This is a genomic window from Micromonospora carbonacea (assembly GCF_014205165.1).
In the GTDB taxonomy this organism is placed as follows: domain Bacteria; phylum Actinomycetota; class Actinomycetes; order Mycobacteriales; family Micromonosporaceae; genus Micromonospora; species Micromonospora carbonacea.
Genome location: NZ_JACHMZ010000001.1, coordinates 3979538 through 3999842, shown reverse-complemented (window position 1 = coordinate 3999842; position 20305 = coordinate 3979538). Strand labels below are relative to the sequence as shown.

13 protein-coding genes are annotated in these 20305 nt (G+C 76.0%); 8 read left to right on the top strand and 5 right to left on the bottom strand.

Features of this window, described 5'->3' with window-relative positions; all coding sequences use genetic code 11:
• Window positions 1–76: 76 nt before the first annotated feature.
• Window positions 77–4429: a carboxypeptidase regulatory-like domain-containing protein gene (locus tag HDA31_RS17035; protein WP_246384581.1), complete on the top strand. Its 4353-nt coding sequence runs from the start codon at window positions 77–79 to the stop codon at window positions 4427–4429.
• Window positions 4430–4559: 130 nt separating this feature from the next.
• Here HDA31_RS17035 and HDA31_RS17030 read toward each other — a convergent pair whose 3' ends face one another.
• Both HDA31_RS17030 and HDA31_RS17025 read right to left on the bottom strand, forming a co-directional pair.
• Window positions 4560–5057, bottom strand: coding sequence for a winged helix-turn-helix domain-containing protein (locus tag HDA31_RS17030; protein WP_178064439.1), 498 nt, complete (start codon window positions 5055–5057; stop codon window positions 4560–4562).
• A 234-nt stretch (window positions 5058–5291) separates the two neighbouring features.
• Window positions 5292–6482: a pectate lyase gene (locus HDA31_RS17025; protein WP_178064440.1), complete on the bottom strand. Its 1191-nt coding sequence runs from the start codon at window positions 6480–6482 to the stop codon at window positions 5292–5294.
• 237 nt (window positions 6483–6719) lie between these two features.
• Here HDA31_RS17025 and HDA31_RS17020 point away from each other — a divergent pair, with 237 nt between their 5' ends.
• The 4 genes from HDA31_RS17020 to HDA31_RS17005 all read left to right on the top strand — a co-directional run bounded on the left by HDA31_RS17020 (window position 6720) and on the right by HDA31_RS17005 (window position 13275).
• Window positions 6720–7352: a hypothetical protein gene (locus tag HDA31_RS17020; RefSeq protein ID WP_178064441.1), complete on the top strand. Its 633-nt coding sequence runs from the start codon at window positions 6720–6722 to the stop codon at window positions 7350–7352.
• 72 nt (window positions 7353–7424) lie between these two features.
• Complete coding sequence (locus HDA31_RS17015; protein WP_178064442.1) at window positions 7425–10163, top strand: helix-turn-helix transcriptional regulator; 2739 nt, start codon at window positions 7425–7427, stop codon at window positions 10161–10163.
• Window positions 10164–10269: 106 nt separating this feature from the next.
• Complete coding sequence (locus HDA31_RS17010; protein ID WP_219825041.1) at window positions 10270–10905, top strand: maleylpyruvate isomerase family mycothiol-dependent enzyme; 636 nt, start codon at window positions 10270–10272, stop codon at window positions 10903–10905.
• Between the two features lie 108 nt (window positions 10906–11013).
• Complete coding sequence (locus HDA31_RS17005) at window positions 11014–13275, top strand: catalase (RefSeq protein ID WP_178064443.1); 2262 nt, start codon at window positions 11014–11016, stop codon at window positions 13273–13275.
• A 119-nt stretch (window positions 13276–13394) separates the two neighbouring features.
• On the opposite strand, the gene HDA31_RS17000 is transcribed toward HDA31_RS17005, so the two are convergent.
• The gene (locus HDA31_RS17000) at window positions 13395–13880 is read right to left on the bottom strand and encodes a hypothetical protein (RefSeq protein WP_178064444.1); all 486 of its coding nucleotides are present in this window, start codon (window positions 13878–13880) and stop codon (window positions 13395–13397) included.
• Between the two features lie 150 nt (window positions 13881–14030).
• On the opposite strand from HDA31_RS17000, the gene HDA31_RS16995 reads away from it, so the two are divergent.
• The 3 genes from HDA31_RS16995 to HDA31_RS16985 all read left to right on the top strand — a co-directional run bounded on the left by HDA31_RS16995 (window position 14031) and on the right by HDA31_RS16985 (window position 17230).
• Window positions 14031–15047, top strand: coding sequence for a bile acid:sodium symporter family protein (locus tag HDA31_RS16995; RefSeq protein ID WP_246384582.1), 1017 nt, complete (start codon window positions 14031–14033; stop codon window positions 15045–15047).
• A gap of 107 nt (window positions 15048–15154) precedes the next feature.
• The gene (locus tag HDA31_RS16990; protein ID WP_178064445.1) at window positions 15155–16483 is read left to right on the top strand and encodes a sensor histidine kinase; all 1329 of its coding nucleotides are present in this window, start codon (window positions 15155–15157) and stop codon (window positions 16481–16483) included.
• Window positions 16484–16549: 66 nt separating this feature from the next.
• Window positions 16550–17230 (top strand): response regulator transcription factor, encoded by a 681-nt coding sequence (locus HDA31_RS16985; protein WP_178064446.1) that lies wholly within the window; start codon window positions 16550–16552, stop codon window positions 17228–17230.
• 45 nt (window positions 17231–17275) lie between these two features.
• On the opposite strand, the gene HDA31_RS16980 is transcribed toward HDA31_RS16985, so the two are convergent.
• Together HDA31_RS16980 and HDA31_RS16975 are read right to left on the bottom strand one after the other, a co-directional pair.
• Window positions 17276–18634, bottom strand: coding sequence for an FNR domain-containing protein (locus tag HDA31_RS16980; RefSeq protein ID WP_221486627.1), 1359 nt, complete (start codon window positions 18632–18634; stop codon window positions 17276–17278).
• Entirely contained in the window at window positions 18631–20283 is a 1653-nt protein-coding gene (locus tag HDA31_RS16975; protein ID WP_178064447.1) for an amino acid adenylation domain-containing protein, read from the bottom strand. The genes HDA31_RS16980 and HDA31_RS16975 overlap by 4 nt, the downstream gene beginning before the upstream one ends.
• Window positions 20284–20305 lie beyond the last annotated feature (22 nt).

Below are 20305 nucleotides of genomic sequence, written 5' to 3'. Positions count from 1 at the left end.
AACCGCGGGTCGTTCGTGCAGGAGGCGGCACCGAATGCTGAGACGTCCACACCCCAGGGGCCTGGCCAGGCGCCTGGTGAGCGCCGGTGCGGCGCTCGCCCTCGCGGCGACGGCCCTGGCCACGACCGCCCCCGGGGCGCAGGCCGCGCCGGGCGGCACGCCCGCGGACAAGATCCGGCCCGAGCTGGTCCAACGGCTCCAGACCAAGACCGAGAGTGACTTCTGGATCCACTTCGGTGCCCGGGCGGACCTGAGCAAGGCCGCCGCGATCGCCGACTGGACCAAGCGGGGCGCCGCCGTGGCGGACGCGCTGCGCCGCACCGCCGTCGACAGCCAGGCCAAGGTCCGCGCCGAGCTCGACGGCGCGGGCGCGAAGTACCAGAGCTTCTGGGCGACCAACGCCATCAAGGTCAGCAGCGGCTCCCTGACCATGGCGCAGAGCCTCGCCGCGCACGCCGAGGTCGACGGCGTCTACGCGCCGGTCGCCTACGAGCTTCCCGAGGTCACGAAGGGGACCGACGAGAAGACGGCCAACGCCCTGGAGTGGGGCATCGCCAACATCAACGCCGACGACGTCTGGTCGCGCTACGGCGTCACCGGCGCCGGCATCACGGTGGCGAGCATCGACTCCGGCGTGCAGTTCGACCACCCGGCGCTGGTGCGGGCGTACCGGGGCAACAACGGCGACGGCACCTTCGACCACAACTACAACTGGTTCGACGCGGCCGGCGACTGCGCCGCCGCCCCCTGCGACGGCGACGGCCACGGCACCCACACGATGGGCACGATGGCCGGCGCCGACGGCGCCAACCAGATCGGTGTCGCGCCCGGCGTCCGGTGGATCGCGGCCAACGGCTGCTGCCCGACCGACGCGGCGCTGATCGCCTCCGGCCAGTGGATGCTCGAACCCACCGACCTCGACGGCGAGAACCCCGACGCGAGCAAGCGACCCCACGTCATCAACAACTCGTGGGGCACCCGGCTGCCCTCCACCGACCCGTTCATGGAGGACGTGACGCTGGCCTGGGCCGCGTCGGGCATATTCGGCGCCTGGTCCAACGGCAACAGCGGCCCGGCCTGCCAGACCAGCGGCTCGCCGGGCAGCCGGTCCAGCAACTACTCCACCGGCGCGTACGACGTCAACAACACCATCGCCAGCTTCTCCGCCCGGGGCGCCGGCCAGGGCGGGGCCGTCAAACCCGACATCTCCGCGCCCGGCGTCAACGTCCGCTCCAGCATCCCCGGCGGCGGCTACGGCAGCCTGAGCGGCACCTCGATGGCCTCCCCGCACCTGGCCGGCACGGTCGCGCTGCTGTGGTCGGCGGCGCCCGCGCTGGTCGGCGACGTCGCGGCCACCCGCGCCCTGCTGGACGGCACGGCGATCGACACCGCCGACGCCCAGTGCGGCGGCACCGCCGACGACAACAACGTCTACGGCGAGGGCCGCCTCGACGCCCTCGCCCTGCTCGACGCCGCCCCGATCGGGGAGACCGGCACCCTCGCCGGCACGGTCACCGACGCCGCCACCGGCGACCCGGTCCCCGGCGCCACGGTCGCCCTCACCGGCCCGGCGTCCCGGCAGCTCACCACCGGCGCCGACGGCAGGTACTCCTCCCTGCTGCCCGCCGGCGACTACCAGGTCGCCGTGACCGCGTTCGGCTACGCCGCCCGGACCCTGCCCGCCACGGTCCGCGCCGCCGCGACCACGACGCTCGACGTCGCGCTGACGGCGGTGCCGTCGGTCACCGTCAGCGGCTCGGTCACCGACGGCTCCGGCCACGGCTGGCCGGTGTACGCGAAGGTCAGCGTCGAGGGCCTCCCGGTGTCCGACTACACCACCCCCGGCAACGGCCGCTACAGCCTCACCCTGCCCGCCTCGGCCACGTACAAGCTGAAGGTGGAGCCGCAGTACCCGGGCTACCAGACGGTGACCCGTGAGGTCGTGGTCGGCTCCGGCAACAAGACCCAGAACGTCGCCGTCACCGTGGACCCGGCCGCCTGCACCACCGCGCCGGGCTACGGGTACGGCTCCGACGGCGTGTACGAGACCTTCGACGGCGACCGCGCCCCGACCGGCTGGTCGGTCGTGGACAACGCCGGCACCGGCCAGGGGTGGCGGTTCACCGACACGGGGAACCGGGGCAACCTCACCGGCGGCACCGGCGGCTTCGCGATCGTCGACAGCGACGACTACGGCAGCGGCGGGAAGCAGGACACCTCGCTGGTCAGCCCGGTCGTCGACCTGACCGACGTCGCCGCGCCGGTGATCCGGTTCAACCAGGACCTCAACTGGGTCAGCTCCGAGCGCGCCGACGTCGACCTCAGCGTCGACGGCGGCGAGACCTGGACCAACGTGCTGCGGCAGGCGGCGGACGTACGCGGGCCCAAGGTCACCGAGATCGCGATCCCGCAGGCGGCGGGCAAGTCCGGGGTCCAGGTGCGGTTCCACTACTACGACGCCACCTGGGAGTGGTGGTGGCAGGTCGACAACGTGCTGATCGGCAGCGAGGTCACCTGCGCGCCGACCGACGGCGGCCTGGTGCTCGGCCACGTCCGCGACGCCAACGACAACGGCTACGTCAACGGCGCGACCGTCACCAGCGACGACCGGCCGGCGGAGACGGCCACCACCGTGGCCACCCCCGACGACACCGAGCTGCCCGACGGCTTCTACTGGCTGTTCTCCTCGCTGACCGGCGCGCACCGGTTCACCGCCAAGGCCGGCGGCTATCTCAGCCAGGGCAAGCAGGTCACCGTGGAGGCCGACTGGGCCACCACCGCGACCTTCAAGCTCGCGGCGGGCCGGCTGTCCGTGCAGCCGGCGGAGGTCAGCGGCACGGTGCGGATGCCCACCGGCACCGTCGCCAAGACCTTCACCGTGACCAACACCGGCGGGGCACCCGTCGACGTCCGCTTCGGCGAGCGTGACGGCGGGTTCGAGCTGCTGCGGGCCGACGGCTCCCGGGTGACCCAGCGGCAGATCCTGGCCGCCGAGGGGGCCCCGGAGCAGCGGATCACGGCCGCCACGTCGCTGGCCGCGCGGGCGTCCGGCAACGCCGCCGCGGCGGCCCCGGCCCCGACCGGCCCGCAGGCCGCGCCCTGGACGGACGTCACCGACTTCCCGGCCAACATCATGGACAACCGGGTGGTCAGCCTGGACGGCAAGGTGTATTCGATCGCCGGCGGCAACGGCACGGCGTCGTCGGCGAAGAACTACGCCTACGATCCCATCGCCCAGACCTGGGCACCGATCGCCGACCTGCCGGGCGCGCGCAACGCCGTCACGGCCGGCGTCGTCGACGGGAAGATCGTCGTGACCGGCGGTTGGGGCGCGTCCGGCCCCGACGCCGCCACCTGGTCGTACGACCCGGCGGCCGACGCCTGGACGAAGAAGGCGAACAACCCGCTGCCCCGGGCGGCCGCCGGCCAGGCCGTCGCCGCCGGCAAGCTCTACGCGGTGGGCGGCTGCACGACGGCGAACTGCACGCCGATGTCCAACGACGTCGTCCGGTACGACCCGGCCAGCGACACCTGGGAGACGCTGCCCGACTACCCGAAGTCGGTGGCGTTCCTGTCCTGCGGCGGCATCGGCGGCGTCGTCTACTGCACCGGCGGCAACGACGGCACCGTGCCGCAGAAGGCCGGCTACGCCTTCGACCCGGGCACCAACGCCTGGACCGCGATCGCCGACGCGCCGGCCGACAACTGGGCCAGCTCGTTCGCCGTCGCCAACGGCAAGCTGCTGGTCGTCGGCGGCTCGCAGGGCGGGGCGATCACCAACGCCGGCTTCGCCTACGACCCGGCGGGCAACTCGTGGTCGGCCCTGCCGAACGCCAACACCGCCCGGTACCGGGGCGGCGCGGCGTGCGGCTTCTACAAGGTCGGCGGCTCCTCGGGCGGCTTCACGGCGACGCCGGACAGCGAGGCGCTGCCCGGCTTCGGCGAGTGCGCCGAGGCCGCCGCGGACGTCAGCTGGCTGACGATCGACAAGACGGCCGCCACGCTGGCGCCGGGCGAGAAGGTCACGGTCACCGTCGGGATCTCGGCCACCGTCGACCAGCCGGGCACGTACACGGCGTCCGTGGTGATCACCGAGGACACCCCGTACACGGTCGCGCCGGTGTCGGTCACGATGACCGCGCAGCCGCCGAAGACCTGGGGCAAGCTGCTGGGCACGGTGACCGGGACGAGCTGCCAGGGCGTCGGCGCGCCGCTGCCCGGGGCGGTGGTGCAGGTCGACTCGTGGGCGATGTCGTGGACGTTCGCCACCGACGACCAGGGCCGGTACGCGTACTGGCTGGACAAGCGGAACAACCCGCTCACGTTGATCGTCGCGAAGGACGGCTGGAAGCCGCAGACCCGCCAGACGAAGATCAACACCAGTACGCCCACGGTGGAGAACTTCGCGTTGACGCCGATCCGCTGCTGACCCGCGGCGGCTGACGGGACGATCCCGGCCCGCCCGGTCACTCGACCGGGCGGGCCGGCGGCGTCTGCGGGCGGGCCGGCCGGGGGGGCGGCGCGAGCACGGCGTGTTCGCGGGCGACGGCGGGAGGGGCTCAGGGCAGCGCCAGCCGGAAGCCGACCCCCCGGACCGCGTCGATGGTCGCCGGCACGCCCAGCCGGGCCAGCTTGCGCCGCACCCGGCGCACCACCGAGTGCAGGTCGGAGCCGCGGCCGAGGCGCTCGGTGCCCCAGACCTCGCGGTGCAGCCGCCGGTGGGTCCAGGTGTGCCCGGGCGTGCCCACCAGGCAGCGCAGCAGGTCGTGCTCCAGCGGGGTCAGCCCGATCTCGCGGTTGCGCCAGCGCAGCACCCGCCGGTCGGAGTCGATGCTCAGCGCGGTCGCGGCCGGCGCGACGGCGGTGACCGCGACCCGGTGGGCCGCCGCGTCGGCGGGCGCGGCGGCGGGCCCGCCGGCCACGCCGAGGAACCGCCGCGCCTGGTCCACGCTGGAGACGATCAGGACGGCCTCGGACCCGCCGAACAGCTCGGCGAGACGGCGGCGGTGCGACGCCGAGGAGGCGATGCCGATGGCCAGGGAGGGTCTCCCGCTCATCTCCGCCCTCCCCGTCCAGCCGCTTGCGGAACGGCGTTGACATAATAATGTGCGTCGATGTCCTGGGCAATGTCCCTTCCCGACGGTGCCGCCGCCTCGGCGTGGCAGGATGTCGACGTGCCCGACGCCCGCAGACCTCCGGTCGCGTTCGAGACGACGGCCCGGTAGGCCACGCGCGGGCCCGGCGTCGGCGTCGCGGACCCGCGACGCTGCGGGCCCGCGACGCCGGGGGGACTACCGGTAGGTCAGGTCGGACGAGGAGTAGAGGCAGTTGGTGCCGTCGGCCCCGGTGCCGACCTGGGTGGGTTCGCTGCCGGTGTTGTTGCCGTTGTACTTGCGGCAGATCACCATCGCCCGGCTGGGGTCGTTGACGATCGTGATGCCCGAGAACCGGGCGGTGTCGCCGTAGTTGACGTTGATCCCGGCCACCGTGTTGCCGGGGCGGGTCAGCGTGCTGTTACGGATGACGACGCTGCGCTTGTACTGGGTGGAGCAGTTGCCGCAGGAGCGGTAGAACGTCCCGAAGTTGGTCGCCTGGAAGTTCTGGACGGTCAGCGTGCCCGCCCCGTTGTGCTGGAAGACCTTGTCGCTGGCGCTGCGCGCGCCGCCGCCGTCGACCAGGAAGGTGGGCGACCCGCTGCCGCGGAACGTGGCGGCGTCCTCGCCCACGTCCTCCCACCACACGTTGCGCAGCGTGCAGGACCCGGCGCAGTGCACGCCGTCGCCGGCGGGCCCGCCGATGATGACGTTCTGCAGGGTGGCCCCGGCGGCGAGCTGGAACATCGGGTCCTGGCTCTCCTCCTGGCTGCCGTCGCCGATGCAGCAGTAGCGGCGCATGCCGCCGTCGAACACGCCGGAGACCGCGATCGTGCCGTTGACGCCGACCTGCCCGGTCGGCGTCGGCCAGGATCCGGTCGGCGGCGGCGTGGTGGGCGGCGGCGTGGTCGGTGGCGGGGTGGTGGGCGGTGGGGTGGTCGGATTGCCCGGCGTGGTCGGGCTGCTCCCGCCGGTGCAGGTGACGCCGTTGACCGCGAAGCTGGTCGGCGTCGGATTGCTGCTGTTGTTCCACGTGCCGTTGAAGCCGAAGGCGGCCGACGCGTTGGTGGCGAGGTTGCCGTTGAAGCTCGCGTTGGTGGCGGTGACCGCGCTGCCGCTCTGCGTGACGGTGGCGTTCCACGCCTGGGTGACCGTCTGGCCGGCGCCGAACGACCAGGTGAGCTGCCACGAGGTGATGGGGTCGCCGACGTTGGTGAGGGTGACGGTGGTGGAGAAGCCGCCCGGCCACTGCGAGCCGACCACGTAGCTGACGCGGCAGCCGGCGGCGGCCTGTGCGACGCCCGCGGTGGCCACGACCCCTGCGGCGGCCAGCGTGGCCGCCGCCGCGGTGACGACGGCAAGGGACTTTCGGCGCTGTCTGTGCAGCATGTTGCTCCCTGGCTGTACGTGGGGCCCGCGAGGGCGCCGGCAGCCGGTGCCCGCCGGATGCCGGAGCGGACCCTGGTCCGTGCCCGGACGCCCGTCCGTCGGACGGGCCGCGCCGCCCACGGGGCAGGCGCTTTCGCCAAGCAGAGCGCAGATCGATGATCGACACAATCCCGGTCCCGCCGCCGCATAGGGAAACACCCGATTAGCGCGCGGGCGCGGGGCCCTAGCGTCAGGCGCATGTCCCGTCGTACGTACCCCCCGGCCCGCCCGCCGCGCCCGGCCCGGGCCCGCCGCCTGGCCCCCGTTCTGCTGCTCGCCCTGCTGGCCCCCGCCGCCTGCGGCCGGCTGGCCGGCCCGCTCTCCGCCGACCCGGGCGACGCCGCCGACCGGCCCGCCCCGGTGGCGACGCAGCCCGGCGGGGCGGCCGCACCGACCGCTGCGCGGGACGGTGGGGCGGCCGACCCGACCGACGGGCAGCCGCCCGGGCCGGGAGACGACGCGCTGGGCCTGCCCGACCCCTGCGCGCTGGTCCGCAAGGCCGAGGCCGAGCAGCTCGCCGGCCGAGGACTGGACGACGGCAGGCCGGTCGGGGACACCTGCACCTACACCGCGCCGGTCGACGGGCCGACCGCGCAGGTCGAGGTCTTCGTCGGTGAGGGCGCGAAGACGTACCTCGACACCGAACGGGCGCTCGGGCACGAGACGCGGGCGCTGTCCGGCGTGGGCGACGAGGCGTACGCGACCGACGACTCGTTCTTCGTCAACGCCTCCGGCAGGTGGGTGGCCGTCCGGCTGGTGCGGCTCAACGCCCCCGAGGCCAACCGCGAGCCGTTGGAGGCCCTCGCCCGCGCCGTCGCCGGCCGGCTCTGAGGCCCGGCGGCCGCCCCGTCCCGCCGGCCGCCGCGCCGCCCCCGGGTGGCGGCCGCGTGCCATCATCCCGCCATGGACACCTCCCTGGTGGGGCGCGACGCGGTCGCCGACCGGGCGTGGCGGGCGCTGGGCGCGGGAGCGCCGGTGCTCGTGGAAGGCCGCAGCGGCATCGGCAAGACCGCCCTCTGGCGGGCCCTCGTCGCCCGGGCCGAGCGGGCCGGCTGGGCGACGCTGACCTGCGCCCCGACCGAGGCCGAGGCGGCGCTGCCGTTCGCCGCGCTGGCCGACCTGCTCCGGCCGCTGGCCGCCGCGGTGCCGGCCCTGCCCCCGCCGCAGCGCGCCGCCGCCGAGATGGTGCTGCTGGCCGCGTCCGGCGACGAGGTGGTCGACGAACGGGCGGTCGGCGCGGCGACCCGGGCCCTGATCGAGGCCGCGCTCGGCGCGGGGCCCCCGGTGCTGCTCGCCGTCGACGACGCGCCCTGGCTCGACGCGCCGAGCGAGCGGGCGTTGCGGTTCGCGCTGCGCCGACTCGCGCCCCGGCCGGTCGTGCTGGTCGCCCGGCGCACGGACGGTCCCGGGCCCACCGCCGCGCCCCTCGGCCTCGACGACGACCGGCCGGCCGGCGCGCCGGTGACGCGCGTCGCCCTGCCCCCGCTGGACGCCGGCTCCCTGCACCACATCGTCCGGGCCCGGCTGGACGGCGCGGTCAGCCGCCCGCTGTTCGCCCGGATCGTCCGCGACGCCGGCGGCAACCCGCTGCTGGCCATCGAGATGGCCCGGGCGGTGCTGCGCCTGCCCCGCCCGCCGGGGCCCGGCGAGGACCTGCCGGTGCCGTCGTCGCTGCGGCAGCTGCTCGCCGACGCGCTGCGGGCGCTGCCCGCCCGCACCCGGGACGCGGTGCGGCTGGCGGCGCTGCTGACCGTGCCCACCCTGCCGGACCTCGCCGCGGCCGGGGTGCCGGCGGACGCGTGGGACGCCGCGGAGGAGGCCGGCCTGCTGCGCGTCGCCCCGGACCGGGTCGGCTTCGTCCACCCCAGCTATGCCGCCGCCGTCCGTGGCGGCATCCCGCCCGGGGTCCGCCGACGGCTGCACCGGGCACTGGCCGACGCGGTGCCGGACCCCGACGAACGCGCCCGGCAGCTCGCCCGGTGCGCCGTCGAGCCGGACGGCGCGGTCGCCGCCGAGCTGGCCGCCGCCGCCGAGCGCCAGCATGCCCGGGGCGCCCCCGCCGTCGCCGCCGACCTGTTCGAGCGGGCCGCGCAGCTCACGCCCGCCGGCCAAGCCGACGCCCGGGACCGGCGTCGCCTGGCCGCGGTGCGCTGCCGCATCGACAGCGGCGACCACGCGGCGGCCGGCGCGGCGGCCGACGCCGCGACCGGGCAGCTCACCGGGCAGGCGCGGGCGGAGGCGCTGCTGCTGCGCGCGTTGGTCGCGTGGTTCGCCGACGACCTCGCCACCGCCGTGTCCACGGGCGAGCGCGCGCTGGCCGCCGCCGACGGCGGCCCCCTCGCGGGGCGGATCCACGCCCACCTCACCCTGTTCCACGACGGGCCCGGGGCCGCCCGGCGGCACGCCGAGGCCGCCATCGCCCTGCTCGGCGCGGACGAGGACCGGCCCCTGCTGACCGCGTCGCTGCTGCTGCTGTTCTTCCACGAGGTGCGCGCGGGGCGGCCCGCCCGCACCGGGCTGCTCGACCGGGCGCTGGAACTGGAGGCCGGCGAGCCGTCGTGGCTGGCCGGCACGATCCCGGCGATCTGGTGGAAGGCCACCGACGACCACGCCCGGGCGCGGGAACGGCTGCACGACATGCGCGCCCGGGCGGCGGCGCGGGGCGACGAGCCGTGGCAGCACGAGCTGCTCACCCACCTCGGCGAGGCGGAGCTGCTGGCCGGCCGGTTCGCCGCGGCCGAGGCGCACGTCGCCGCCGCCCGGGAGCTGGGCGAGCAGCTCGGCAGCGCGCTGGTCGGGGAGACCTGGCTGGCGGGAACGCTGGCCGCGTACCGGGGGCGGCTGGCCGAGGCCGCCGGGGTCGCGGAGGCGGGACTGCGCCGGGCCCGGGAGGTCGACGACGCCTGGAGCCGGCGCATCCACCTGCAACTGGCCGGGTTCGTGGCGTTGTCCGCCGGCCGGGCCGCCGAGGCCGCCGCCGCGTACGGCGAGCTGGCGGGGGCGCTGGCCGGCTCCGGAATCGCCGAGCCGGTGGCGTTGCGCTTCGAGCCGGACTGGATCGAGGCGTGCGTCGGCTGCGGTGACCTCGACACGGCGGGCCGGGCACTGGCCCGCCTCGCCGAGCGGCACGGCCGGCTGCCCCGGCCGTGGACCACCCTCGGGCTGGCCCGCAGCCGGGTGCTGGTCGACGGCGCCGCAGGCGTCGACACGTCACCGGCCCTCGCCGCGCTGCACGCCGCGCGGGCGGCCGTACCGGCGGACGTGCTGCCGCTGGATCGCGCCCGCTGCCTGCTGGTCGCGGGCCGGGCGCTGCGGCGGGCCCGGCGTCGCCGGGAGGCCCGCGCGGCGCTGGAGGCGGCCGAGGCGGAGTTCGGCGCGCTCGACGCCGCCGCGTTCGCCGCCGCCGCGCGCGGCGAGCTGGACCGGATCGGCCGGCGGACGGCCGCGCCGACCACGCTCACCGCCACCGAGGAGCGGGTGGCCCGGCTGGCCGCGCAGGGGCGCACCAACCGGGTCATCGCCGACACGCTGTTCATCAGCCCGAAGACCGTCGAGGCCAACCTCGCCCGGGCCTACCGCAAGCTCGGCATCTCCAGCCGCGCCGAGCTGGGCGCGGTGCTGGGACGGCCGGCGTCCGGCTGACCGGCGGGGCCGGCCGTCGGTGACCGGCGGCACGGCGGTCCGCCGGCCGGCGGGGCGGACCGCACGGCCGGTGCCGGGGGCGGTGCGCAGGGGGCAGAATGTCGCCGTGCCCTCCGACCTGCTGGCGATGATCGCCGCCGAACGCCGCCGCATCGCCGACCTGCTCGACTCGCTGACCCCCGCCCAGCTCGACACGCCCAGCCTGTGCGGGGCCTGGACCGTGCGGGAGGTCGCCGGCCACCTGGTGTCGCCGCTGGTGGTCAGCCCGTGGCGGATCCTGCCGCTCGTGCTGCGCTCCGGTTTCAATCTGCACGCGGCGAACGCGCGCCTGGCCAGCCAGGTGGCCCGCCGGCCGGCGGCCGAGCTGGCCGCGGCGCTGCGGACCCACGCGGAGCACCCGTTCCGGCCGCCCGTGGTCGGGTTCTTCGGGCAGCTCACCGACGTGCAGGTGCACGGGCAGGACATCCGCCGCCCGCTGGGCCTGCCCGCCGACCTGGACCCGCTGCGGCTGCGGACGTCGCTGGACTTCCTGACCGGCGGCCGGGCCGTCGGCTTCGTCGACCGCCGCCGGGTCGCCGGGCTGCGGTTCGAGGCCACCGACCTGGGCTGGGCGGCGGGCGAGGGCCCGGTGGTCCGGGGCACCGGCGAGGCGCTGCTGCTGACGCTGACCGGCCGGCGGGTGGCGCTGCCCGAGCTCGACGGCGACGGCGTCGCGGTGCTGACCGGGCGCTGGCCCGGCTGACCGGGCGACGCCCGGCGGCCCGGCACCCGTCTGGTCCGTTTTGCTCGAACCCAGCAGGGTACGACCCGGATGCCCGTTCATCACCGCATCCCGGAGGTACCCGTCCAGATGAGTGCCCGCAAGCCCGCCAGGGCGGTCAAGGACGTCGTCGAGGCCGCCGCGGGGAAGGTCGCCGACGTCCTGACCCCCGACGCCCCCGGCGCGCCCGGCAGCGCCCCGCCCCCCGTGGCGGAGCCGACGACGCCGCACGGCCCGCTGCCACCGAAGGGGGAGCAGGGCGCTCCCGACACCCGCAGCCCGACGGGTGCGCCGACCGGCGCGCCGACGACCGCGAACGGCCAGCAGGGCGCCTACCTCACCACGTCGCAGGGGGCGCGGCTGCGCGACACGGACCACTCGCTCAAGGCCGGGCCGCGCGGCCCGATCCTGCTCCAGGACCACCACTTCCGCGAGAAGATCACGCACTTCGACCACGAGCGCATCCCCGAGCGCGTCGTGCACGCCCGGGGCACGGGCGCGCACGGCGTGTTCGTCGGCTACGGCACCGCCGAGCCGATCACGCGGGCGGGCTTCCTCGCTAAGGGCCGCGAGACCGAGGTCTTCGTGCGGTTCTCCACCGTGCTCGGCTCGCGTGGCTCGGCCGACACGGTCCGCGACACCCGGGGCTTCGCGACGAAGTTCTACACCGACGAGGGCACCTTCGACCTCGTCGCCAACAACATGCCGGTCTTCTTCATCCAGGACGCGATCAAGTTCCCCGACATCATCCACGCCGGCAAGCCGCACCCCGACCGGGAGATCCCGCAGGCGCAGAGCGCGCACGACACGTTCTGGGACTTCGTCTCCCTGCACACCGAGGCGCAGCACCACACGATGTGGAACATGTCCGACCGGGGGATCCCGCGCTCGTACCGGATGATGGAGGGCTTCGGCGTGCACACCTTCCGGCTGGTCAACGCCGCCGGGGAGACCGTGCTGGTCAAGTTCCACTGGAAGCCGCAGCTCGGCGTGCACTCCCTGACCTGGGAGGAGGCGCAGCTGCTCGGCGGCGTGGACCCGGACTTCCACCGCCGGGACCTCTACGACGCGATCGAGGCGGGGGCGTACCCCGAGTGGGAGCTCGGCGTGCAGGTCCTGCCCGACACGCCGGAGGAGACGTTCGCCGGGATCGACCTGCTCGACCCGACGAAGATCGTGCCGGAGGAGCTCGCGCCGGTGCAGCCGATCGGGCGGCTCACGCTCAACCGGACGCCGACGAACTTCTTCGCCGAGACCGAGCAGGTGGCGTTCCACGTCGGCCACCTGCCGCCGGGCATCGACGTCACCAACGACCCGCTGTTGCAGGGCCGGCTCTTCTCGTACGTCGACACGCAGCTCACCCGCCTCGGTGGGCCGAACTTCTCCCAGATCCCGGTGAACCGCCCGCACGCCCCGGTCAACGACATGCTCCGCGACGGCTTCCACCAGCAGGCGGTGCACGCGGGGGTCGCGCCGTACCGGCCGAACTCCCTCGACGGCGGCAACCCGTTCCCGGCCGGCGACGCCGAGGGCGCGTTCGTCGACGTGCCGGTGACGGTGGCGCAGGCGCCGAAGGCGCGCGCGAACCCGGCCTCGTTCGACGACCACTTCAGCCAGGTACGCCTGTTCTGGCTGAGCATGTCGGCGGTGGAGCGGGAGCACATCGTCCGCGCCTACACCTTCGAGCTGGGCAAGTGCTACCACCAGGCGATCCGGGAACGTCAGCTCGCCTGCCTGGCGAACGTCGACCCGGTGCTGTGCGCGCAGGTGGCCGCCGGGCTGGGCCTGCCCGCGCCGGAGCCGACCGTGCCGTTGGCCGACGTCGCGCCCAGCCCCGCGCTGTCGCAGGTCGGCCGCGAGTGGCCGGCGGACGGTCGTACGGTCGGGATCGTCGTCGACCCCGACGCCGGTGTCGACGGGGTCGGCCAGGTGCAGCGGGCCGTCTTCGCGGCGGGCATGGTGCCGCTGCTGATCGCCCCGCACGGCGGGACGGTGGGTGGGCTGCCGGTGCAGCGGACCTTCGCCACCGGCCGGTCGGTCGAGTTCGACGCGCTGCTGGTGGCCGGGGCGCCCGCGCCCGCGCCGGACGCGCTGCCGGCGCGCGACGCGAAGGCGGGCGCGCCGGGCCCGGCGGCGATCGACCCCCGCGTGCTGCTGCTGGTGCAGGAGTGCTGGCGGCACGCCAAGGCGATCGGCGCATGGGGCCCGGGCGTCGCCGTGCTGGAGTCGGCGGGGGTGGTCGGCACCCCGGGGGTGGTCGCGGGCGACTCCGGCGACGACGCGCTCGCGGCCGTGCAGCGGCTGCTGGCCGCGCACCGGGTGTGGGAGCGGTTCCCGGCGTCGCTGGCCTGACCGGGCCGTCCCGGTCAGGGGCCGTCCCGGCCAGGTGCCGCCCCCGCCGGGGGCCGCCCACGGCTCTGCCGGGCGGGCGGCCCCCGGCCGGGCGGGCGCCGGGCGGCGGGACGTGCCGGTCAGGAGGTGCCGGACAGGGCGGCGACGAGCCCGAAGCCGCCGCAGCACAGCACACCGAGCACGGCGAGCGTGACGAGCATGATGCTGTAGTTGGACCACATGCCGAAGCGCGTGACGTCGGTGCCGTGCCCGTCGTGGACCCGGTTGCGCCAGCCGCCGAAGCGGAACGACAGGTGGTGGGCGGCCCCGGGCTGGGCGACGAGCGCGGTGGTGATGACGGGGATTCCGATGAAGTCGGTGTACCGCACGTCGTGCGGCCCCGCCGGGACGGCCACGTGCCAGGTGCCCTCGCCGGGGATCGGCACCGTCCGGCCGTCGATCTTGAACTTGCTGGTGGCCGGGGCGGGGACGAGGTAGGGCCCCCGGTTGACCGAGACGACCAGTACGGCGTGGCCCGGGGGCGGCGGGATCGGTTGCGGGTAGGCGGTCAGCGGCGCGACCGCGCCGGGGCCCGGCGGGTACGGCGAATGAGGAGGATAGGACACGGCGACATCCTGGCACGGCCGCGCACCCGGGCCGGACCGCCGGGGCGGTGGCGGTCGTCGCCGGCGGGCGGTGTGACCGTCGCCGCACTGCTTGACTCCACCCCGACGCCCGTAGCAGCATCACGGGGCGAGACGCTGTCTCGAATTGTGGTGACTGTCGGGGAAGGGTCGATCGTGCGCCGCTGGCTGTCCCGGATCCCGCTCGACCCGTACATCCTGGCCCTGCTGGCCACCCTGGTGGTGGCCACCGTGCTGCCGGCCCGGGGTCGGTTCGCCGACGGCGCGTCCGTGGCGACCACCCTCGCCATCGGGCTGCTCTTCTTCCTCTACGGCGCCCGCATCTCGCCCGGCGAGGCGTGGGCCGGCGCGCGGCACTGGCGGCTGCACGCCCTGGTGCTGTCGAGCACGTTCGTGCTGTTCCCGCTGCTCGGGCTGGCCGCCCGGGTGTTGCAGCCCGCGGTGCTGACCCCGGAGCTCTACCAGGGGCTGCTGTTCCTGTGCGTGGTGCCCTCCACCGTCCAGTCGTCGATCGCGTTCACCTCGATGGCCGGCGGCAACGTGCCGGCCGCCATCTTCAGCGCCTCCTTCTCCAACGTGGCCGGCGTGCTGCTCACCCCCGTCCTGGCCGGCGTGGTGCTGGCCGGCACCGGCGCGGTGAGCTTCTCGGCGGGGTCGATCCTGGAGATCGTCGCCCAGCTCCTGCTGCCGTTCGCCGCCGGCCAGGCCCTGCGGCCCTGGCTCGGCGGCTGGATGGGCCGGCACAAGCGGGTGCTCACCCTCGTCGACCGGGGGTCGATCCTGCTGGTCGTCTACACCGCGTTCAGCGCCGGGGTGGTCGCCGGGGTCTGGCAGCGCACCTCGCCGGGCCGGCTGCTGGCGCTGCTCGGGGTGCTGGCGGCGCTGCTGCTGGTGGTCCTGCTCGCCACCGCCGGGGCGGCGCGGCTGTTCGGCTTCGCCCGGCCCGACCGGATCACCGCCATCTTCTGCGGGTCGAAGAAGAGCATGGCGACCGGGCTGCCGATGGCGGCGGTGCTGTTCAGCCCCCAGACCGTCGGCCTGGTGCTGCTGCCGCTGATGCTGTTCCACCAGCTCCAGCTGCTGGTCTGCGCCGAGCTGGCCCGGCGCTGGGCGGCCGGCGGGTCCGCCATCCGGGAGGACGCTCGGTGATCCCTTCCGCTCGGATGGGTGATGTGCCATCTTCGATGGATGCGGGTCGGTAGTCATGCTGGCGCACGGGAGCGGGGCCGTGCGGGAGGGCGGGGGGCGGTAGCCCGGTGCCGCTGACCGACGAGCAGCGGCCGGCCGTGCGCCGCGCCCGACCGCGCACCGGGCTGACCGTCGGCCTGCTGACCGTCGCCCTGCTGGCCCTGTTCGGGGGCGTCGCGTACGCCGCGCTGCTGCACGTCCAGCAGGCCAAGATCCGCCACGAGCTCGACTGGGCGGTGCTGCACGGCCGCCCGGCCGACCCGTCCGGCTGCACCTGGATCTTCGGCGGCGCGAGCGACACGGGGCACGCCGGAGCGCCCCCGGCCGGTTTCCCGAGGCACGACGCGATCCACACCGTGGCCCGCACCGGTCGGCCGCAGGTCAGCCAGGTGGCCCGCAACGGCACCGTCTACCACGTGCGGACGCAGCTCCGCGGCGACGAGGTCGTCCAGGTGGTCTTCGACGCCCGCTTCCAGCTCGCCGAGCGGCGCTACCTGCTGTGGGGGATGTCGCTCGCGGCGGCGGCGGTGCTGGTCGCGGCGACCGTGACCGACCTGCGGTTGCGCCGCGCGGCGGTGCTGCCGCTGGCCGAGGCGCTCGACCGGCAGCGCCGCTTCGTCGCCGACGCCAGCCACGAGCTGCGCGCCCCGATCACCCGGGTGCACACGGCGGCGCAGTTGCTGGCGCGGCGCGCGGCGCGCTCCGGCCACGACGCGGACCGGGCGGACCTGGACCGGCTGCTGGACACCACCCGGCGGCTGGGGGAGATCGTCGACGAGCTGCTGCTGTCGGCCCGGCTGGCCGACACGACGTCGGTGGCCCGGCCGCCGGCCACGGTCGACCTCGCCGCGCTCGTGGCCGAGGCGGTGGAGGCCGACGTGCCGCGCGCCGCCGAGCACGGGGTGACGCTCACCGTGGCCGGCGCGGACGCCCCGGTGCCGGTGCACGGCGTCGGGCCCGCGCTGCGCCGGGTGGTGGCGGAGCTGCTGGCCAACGCCCTGAACCACACCCCGGCCGGCGGCCGCGTGGAGGTGCGGCTGCGCCCGGCGGCCCCGGAGCACGTCGAGCTGGTGGTCACCGACTCCGGCCGGGGGTTCGACCCCCGGCACGCCGACCGGATCTTCGACCGGTTCCATCGGGGACCCGGCTCCGGGGACCGCCGCGTCGGGCTCGGGCTGGCCCTGATCCGCGAGGTGGTCACCGCGCACGGCGGCACGATCAGCGCCGCCGGCCGGCCGGGGGTCGGGGCCGCGTTCACCGTACGGCTGCCGCTGCGTGGCGGGGCGCGGCCCGGCGCGGTGTCGTCGGACGGCGACGCTGCCGGTTCCCGGTGGCCCTTCTGCTGGTGGGCAGGTCGGGACCGGGCGGGCCGGGAGCGCGAGCTGACCGGGTCCTGACCGGGTCCCGACCGGCGGAGAATTCCGCGGGTCAACCTTCTCAGCATTCGGTGGGACCATAAACAAATGGACGACCCGCCGGCCCCGGCGCACGGCCCGCTGCTCCTCGTCGAGGACGACGCGGAGCTCGCCGACATGCTGATCGAGCTGTTCAGCGGGGACGGCTACCGCATCGACCTGGCCCGGGACGGGCAGCGGGGCCTGCACCTGGCCCTGCGCGGCCGGTACCAGGTGATCATGCTCGACCGGCGGCTGCCCGCCATCGACGGCGTCGACCTGCTCATCCGGCTGCGCCGCTGCGCGGTCGCCGCCCGGGTGCTGATGCTCAGCGCCCTCGCCGAACCCACCGAGCGGATCCGGGGCCTGGACGCCGGGGCCGACGACTACCTGCCGAAGCCCTTCGAGGTGGCGGAGTTGATGGCCCGGGTCCGGGCGCTGACCCGCCGTCGCTTCGACGGCGCGGAGCTGATCCCCATCGGGGCCGGGCAGCTCGACCTGGCCCAACGCGGGGTGCGGCTGCCCGACGGCCGGGAGGTGACGCTCAGCCGGCGGGAGTTCGAGCTGATCCGGCTGCTCGCCACCCAGCCCCGCATGGTGCACAGCCGCAGCCAGCTACGCGGGCGGGTCTTCGGCGCCGACCGCACCGAGGCGGTCGTCGACACGTACGTGCACTACCTGCGGCGCAAGCTCGGCGACGGGGTGGTCCGCACCGTGCACGGGCTCGGCTACCAGATCGGCGCGCTCTGAGCCGGCCGCCCGGGACCGGCGCGGTCCCGGGCGGCGGCCCGTCCATCAGGAGTCCCAGATCGCCCCGTACGCGGGGACGCCGCGTTCCTCCATGCCCCGCACCACCTGCCAGGTCAGCGGGCGGTTCGAGATGCAGATGACCGCCTCGGCGTCGAACTGGCGGTACGCCTGCCAGGCCAGCCGCAGCATGTCGGGCTTGCCGTCGCGGGCGGTGTCCCACAGCAGCGCGTCGGGCTGGTGGGCGAGGATCTCGTCGACCAGCGCGTCGCCGAAGGTCTCCCGGTGCCGACGGGCCACCCAGACGAGGCGGGCCGGCACCTGCTCGGCCAGCAGGTGCGGCAGCACCGGGCCGATGCCGCTGCCGGTGGCCACGTAGACCACCCGCCGGAACAGGGTCTCGACGTTGGCCACCCCGGCGGTGCTGATCCCCTTCACCCAGACCCGCTGCGGCGCGTCGTCGATGAACCGGCCGGTCCAGTCGCCGGCCCGGGAGACGGTCAGCCGGAAGCCGGAGCGCCCCGGCGCGGGCACGTTGGCGAAGGAGTGCCACTCCCACAGCGGGCTGCGGCTGATCGCGGTGGACGAGCCGGGGAACGGGGTCACCCCGTGGTCGAAGTGGACCAGCGCCACGTGCGACGAGGGTCGCTCGACCACGACCGGCACCCGGCGCAGCCTCAGCCAGGGCAGGGCGATGCTGGCGGTCAGCCCGGCGAGCGCCCAGCCCTGCGGCGAGGCGGCGAGGGCGACCGGGCCGCCGGCCAGGAGCCCGGCCTGCGCCCACAGCAGCAGCAGCGCCGCCCAGCCGCCGAGGCGGTGGGTGCGTTCGAACAGGTCGTGCCGGCGGGCCCGCACCGGCGGCAGGGCGGTGCCGACGACCGCGAGCAGCAGGCCGGCGGTCGCGTACCCGGTGACCAGCGCCCCCGTCCCGCCCGGCCCGCGCCCGCCGGCGGCGGTCAGCGCGCCGAGCTGCCCGAGATACCAGGCGGTGCCGGCCAGTGCCCCGCCGACGTGCAGGCCGCCGAAGTGGTAGACCTTGCCCAGGGTCCAGCGGATCCGCAGGGGCCACCGGGTCGGCGCGCGGGTGGCCAGCCAGAACAGCAGGTTGATCACGTGCTGCTGGCGCACCAGGACCGCCAGCGCGACGTTGGCCAGCGCGGCGGCCCCCAGGGCCTCGGCCGCGCCGGGCCCGCGCCACCAGCCGGCGGCCAGGCCGTACGCCAGCAGCGCGGCGTTGGCCGCGAGCACCGCCGCGACGAGGCGGTGGTGGTGCATGAACCGGGGGTGGGCGAGGACCCGGCGCAGCGTCGACACCGGGGGCGGCGGCCCGTCGCCGGGCGGGGCCGCCGCGTCGGTACGCGGGGGAGCGGGCGGGGCCGGCTGCGGCCGCAGGCCGGTGGTGGTCACGCCGCCGCCTCCTCGATGTGCGCCCACTGCCAGCGCAGGTCGAGGGCGAGCCGGCGCAGCGCGTCCCGGTCGACCTTGCCCCGCCCGGTCATCGGCAGCTCCGGCAGCGGGTGCACGGCCGCCGGCACGCAGTAGTAGGGCAGCGCGGCGGCCACCGCGTCCCGGCACCGCTGCGGGTCCAGCCCGGCCGGGGCGACGAAGGAGACCAGGTCGCGGTCGGTCAGCTTGAGCGTGACCGCCGCCCGGCAGCCCGGCGCCGCCTCCAGCACCGCGGAGACCGCGTCCAGCTCGACCCGGAAGCCGCGGACCTTCACCTGGTCGTCGGTGCGGCCCAGGTGCTCCAGTTCCCCGTCGGCGGTCCAGCGGCCCCGGTCGCGGGTGCGGAACATCAGCCGGCCGTCGCCGAGGAACGGGTCCGGGGCGTACCGCTCGGCGTTGAGCGCGTCGTTGTCGAGGTAGCCGGCGGAGACGCAGCCGCCGCCGGCCCACATCTCGCCGGCCTCGCCGATGCGGCACGGCCGCCCGTCGGCGTCGAGGACGTAGACGGTGTTGTTCGGCGTGGGCCGGCCGATGGTGAGCGGCCCGCCGGGCCGGTGCCGGTGCATGGTGTTGACGATGGTGGTCTCGGTCGGCCCGCAGCAGTTGTAGAAGGCGCGGCCGGCGGCCCACCGGTCGGCCAGCGGGCGCGGGCAGGGCTCGCCCGCCACGGCGACCGTCCGCACCCCGGCGCACCGGTCCGGGTCGATGCGCCCGAGCACGGACGGGGTGGCGATCACCACGTCGGCGCGGGCGGCGGTGGCGGTGAGGTCGCGGTCGCGCACGAGCAGGGTGCCGCCGTTGGCGAGGCAGCCGAGGATCTCCCAGGCGGCCATGTCGAAGGCGACGTTGAGCAGTTGGGCCACCCGGCGGCCCGGCCCGATCCCCAGGTTTCCCGGGGCGGTGAGCAGGAGGTTGGCGACGTTGCCGTGGGTGACGGTGACCCCGTTCGGCGTGCCGGTGGTGCCGGAGGTGAACAGGACGTAGCAGCCGTCGGCGGCGGTCGCCGGGCGGTCGGTGCCGGGGGCGCTCAGGTGCCGGCCGGGCGGCAGCGGCTGCGCCGTCAGCTCGTCGACGGCGAGCCGCGGCACGCCGGGCAGCGCCGGCACCGCGTCCAGGGCCCCGGCCGTGGTCAGCACCACCCGGCACCGGGCGGTCGTCGCGACCTGCCGCAGCTGCCGGTGCGGGGTGATCCGGACGTCCTGCGGGACGTAGGCCGCCCCGGCCTTCAGCGTCGCCAGGATCCCCACCAGCATCGGCAGCGAGCGGCTGGCGAAGACGCCCACGGCGTCCCCGGCCCGGACGCCGAGGTCGGCGAGCCGGGCCGCGAGCCGGTTGGCCTGACGGTCCAGCTCGCGGTAGCTGATCGTCACGCCGAGGTGCTCGGCCGCGACGGCGTCGGGCGTGGCGGCGGCCCAGCGTTCGAACGCGTGGTGGATGCGCAGGTCGGGCACGGTCGCCTCGGGCCCCTGGCCGAACCGGTGGAAGAGCCGGCGTTCGCGCGGTGGAAGGTGGTCCAGCAGGGGCCCTCGCCAGCCGTCCGGCCCGGCGGCGAGGGCGCGGGCCGGGCGGGGCGTCGCGCCGGGGATCGTGTCGGACTCTCGTACGGGCATGGGTCGCTCCTCGTCTGACCGG

What these genes read in the sequence shown, in the direction of transcription:
- HDA31_RS17020 (WP_178064441.1), top strand. Translation starts at nt 6,720, where the DNA reads ATGTCCCGTCGTACGTACCCCCCGGCCCGCCCGCCGCGCCCGGCCCGG.
- HDA31_RS16985 (WP_178064446.1), top strand. Translation starts at nt 16,550, where the DNA reads ATGGACGACCCGCCGGCCCCGGCGCACGGCCCGCTGCTCCTCGTCGAG.
- HDA31_RS17025 (WP_178064440.1), bottom strand. Translation starts at nt 6,482, where the DNA reads ATGCTGCACAGACAGCGCCGAAAGTCCCTTGCCGTCGTCACCGCGGCG.
- HDA31_RS17015 (WP_178064442.1), top strand. Translation starts at nt 7,425, where the DNA reads ATGGACACCTCCCTGGTGGGGCGCGACGCGGTCGCCGACCGGGCGTGG.
- HDA31_RS17030 (WP_178064439.1), bottom strand. Translation starts at nt 5,057, where the DNA reads ATGAGCGGGAGACCCTCCCTGGCCATCGGCATCGCCTCCTCGGCGTCG.
- HDA31_RS16975 (WP_178064447.1), bottom strand. Translation starts at nt 20,283, where the DNA reads ATGCCCGTACGAGAGTCCGACACGATCCCCGGCGCGACGCCCCGCCCG.
- HDA31_RS17005 (WP_178064443.1), top strand. Translation starts at nt 11,014, where the DNA reads ATGAGTGCCCGCAAGCCCGCCAGGGCGGTCAAGGACGTCGTCGAGGCC.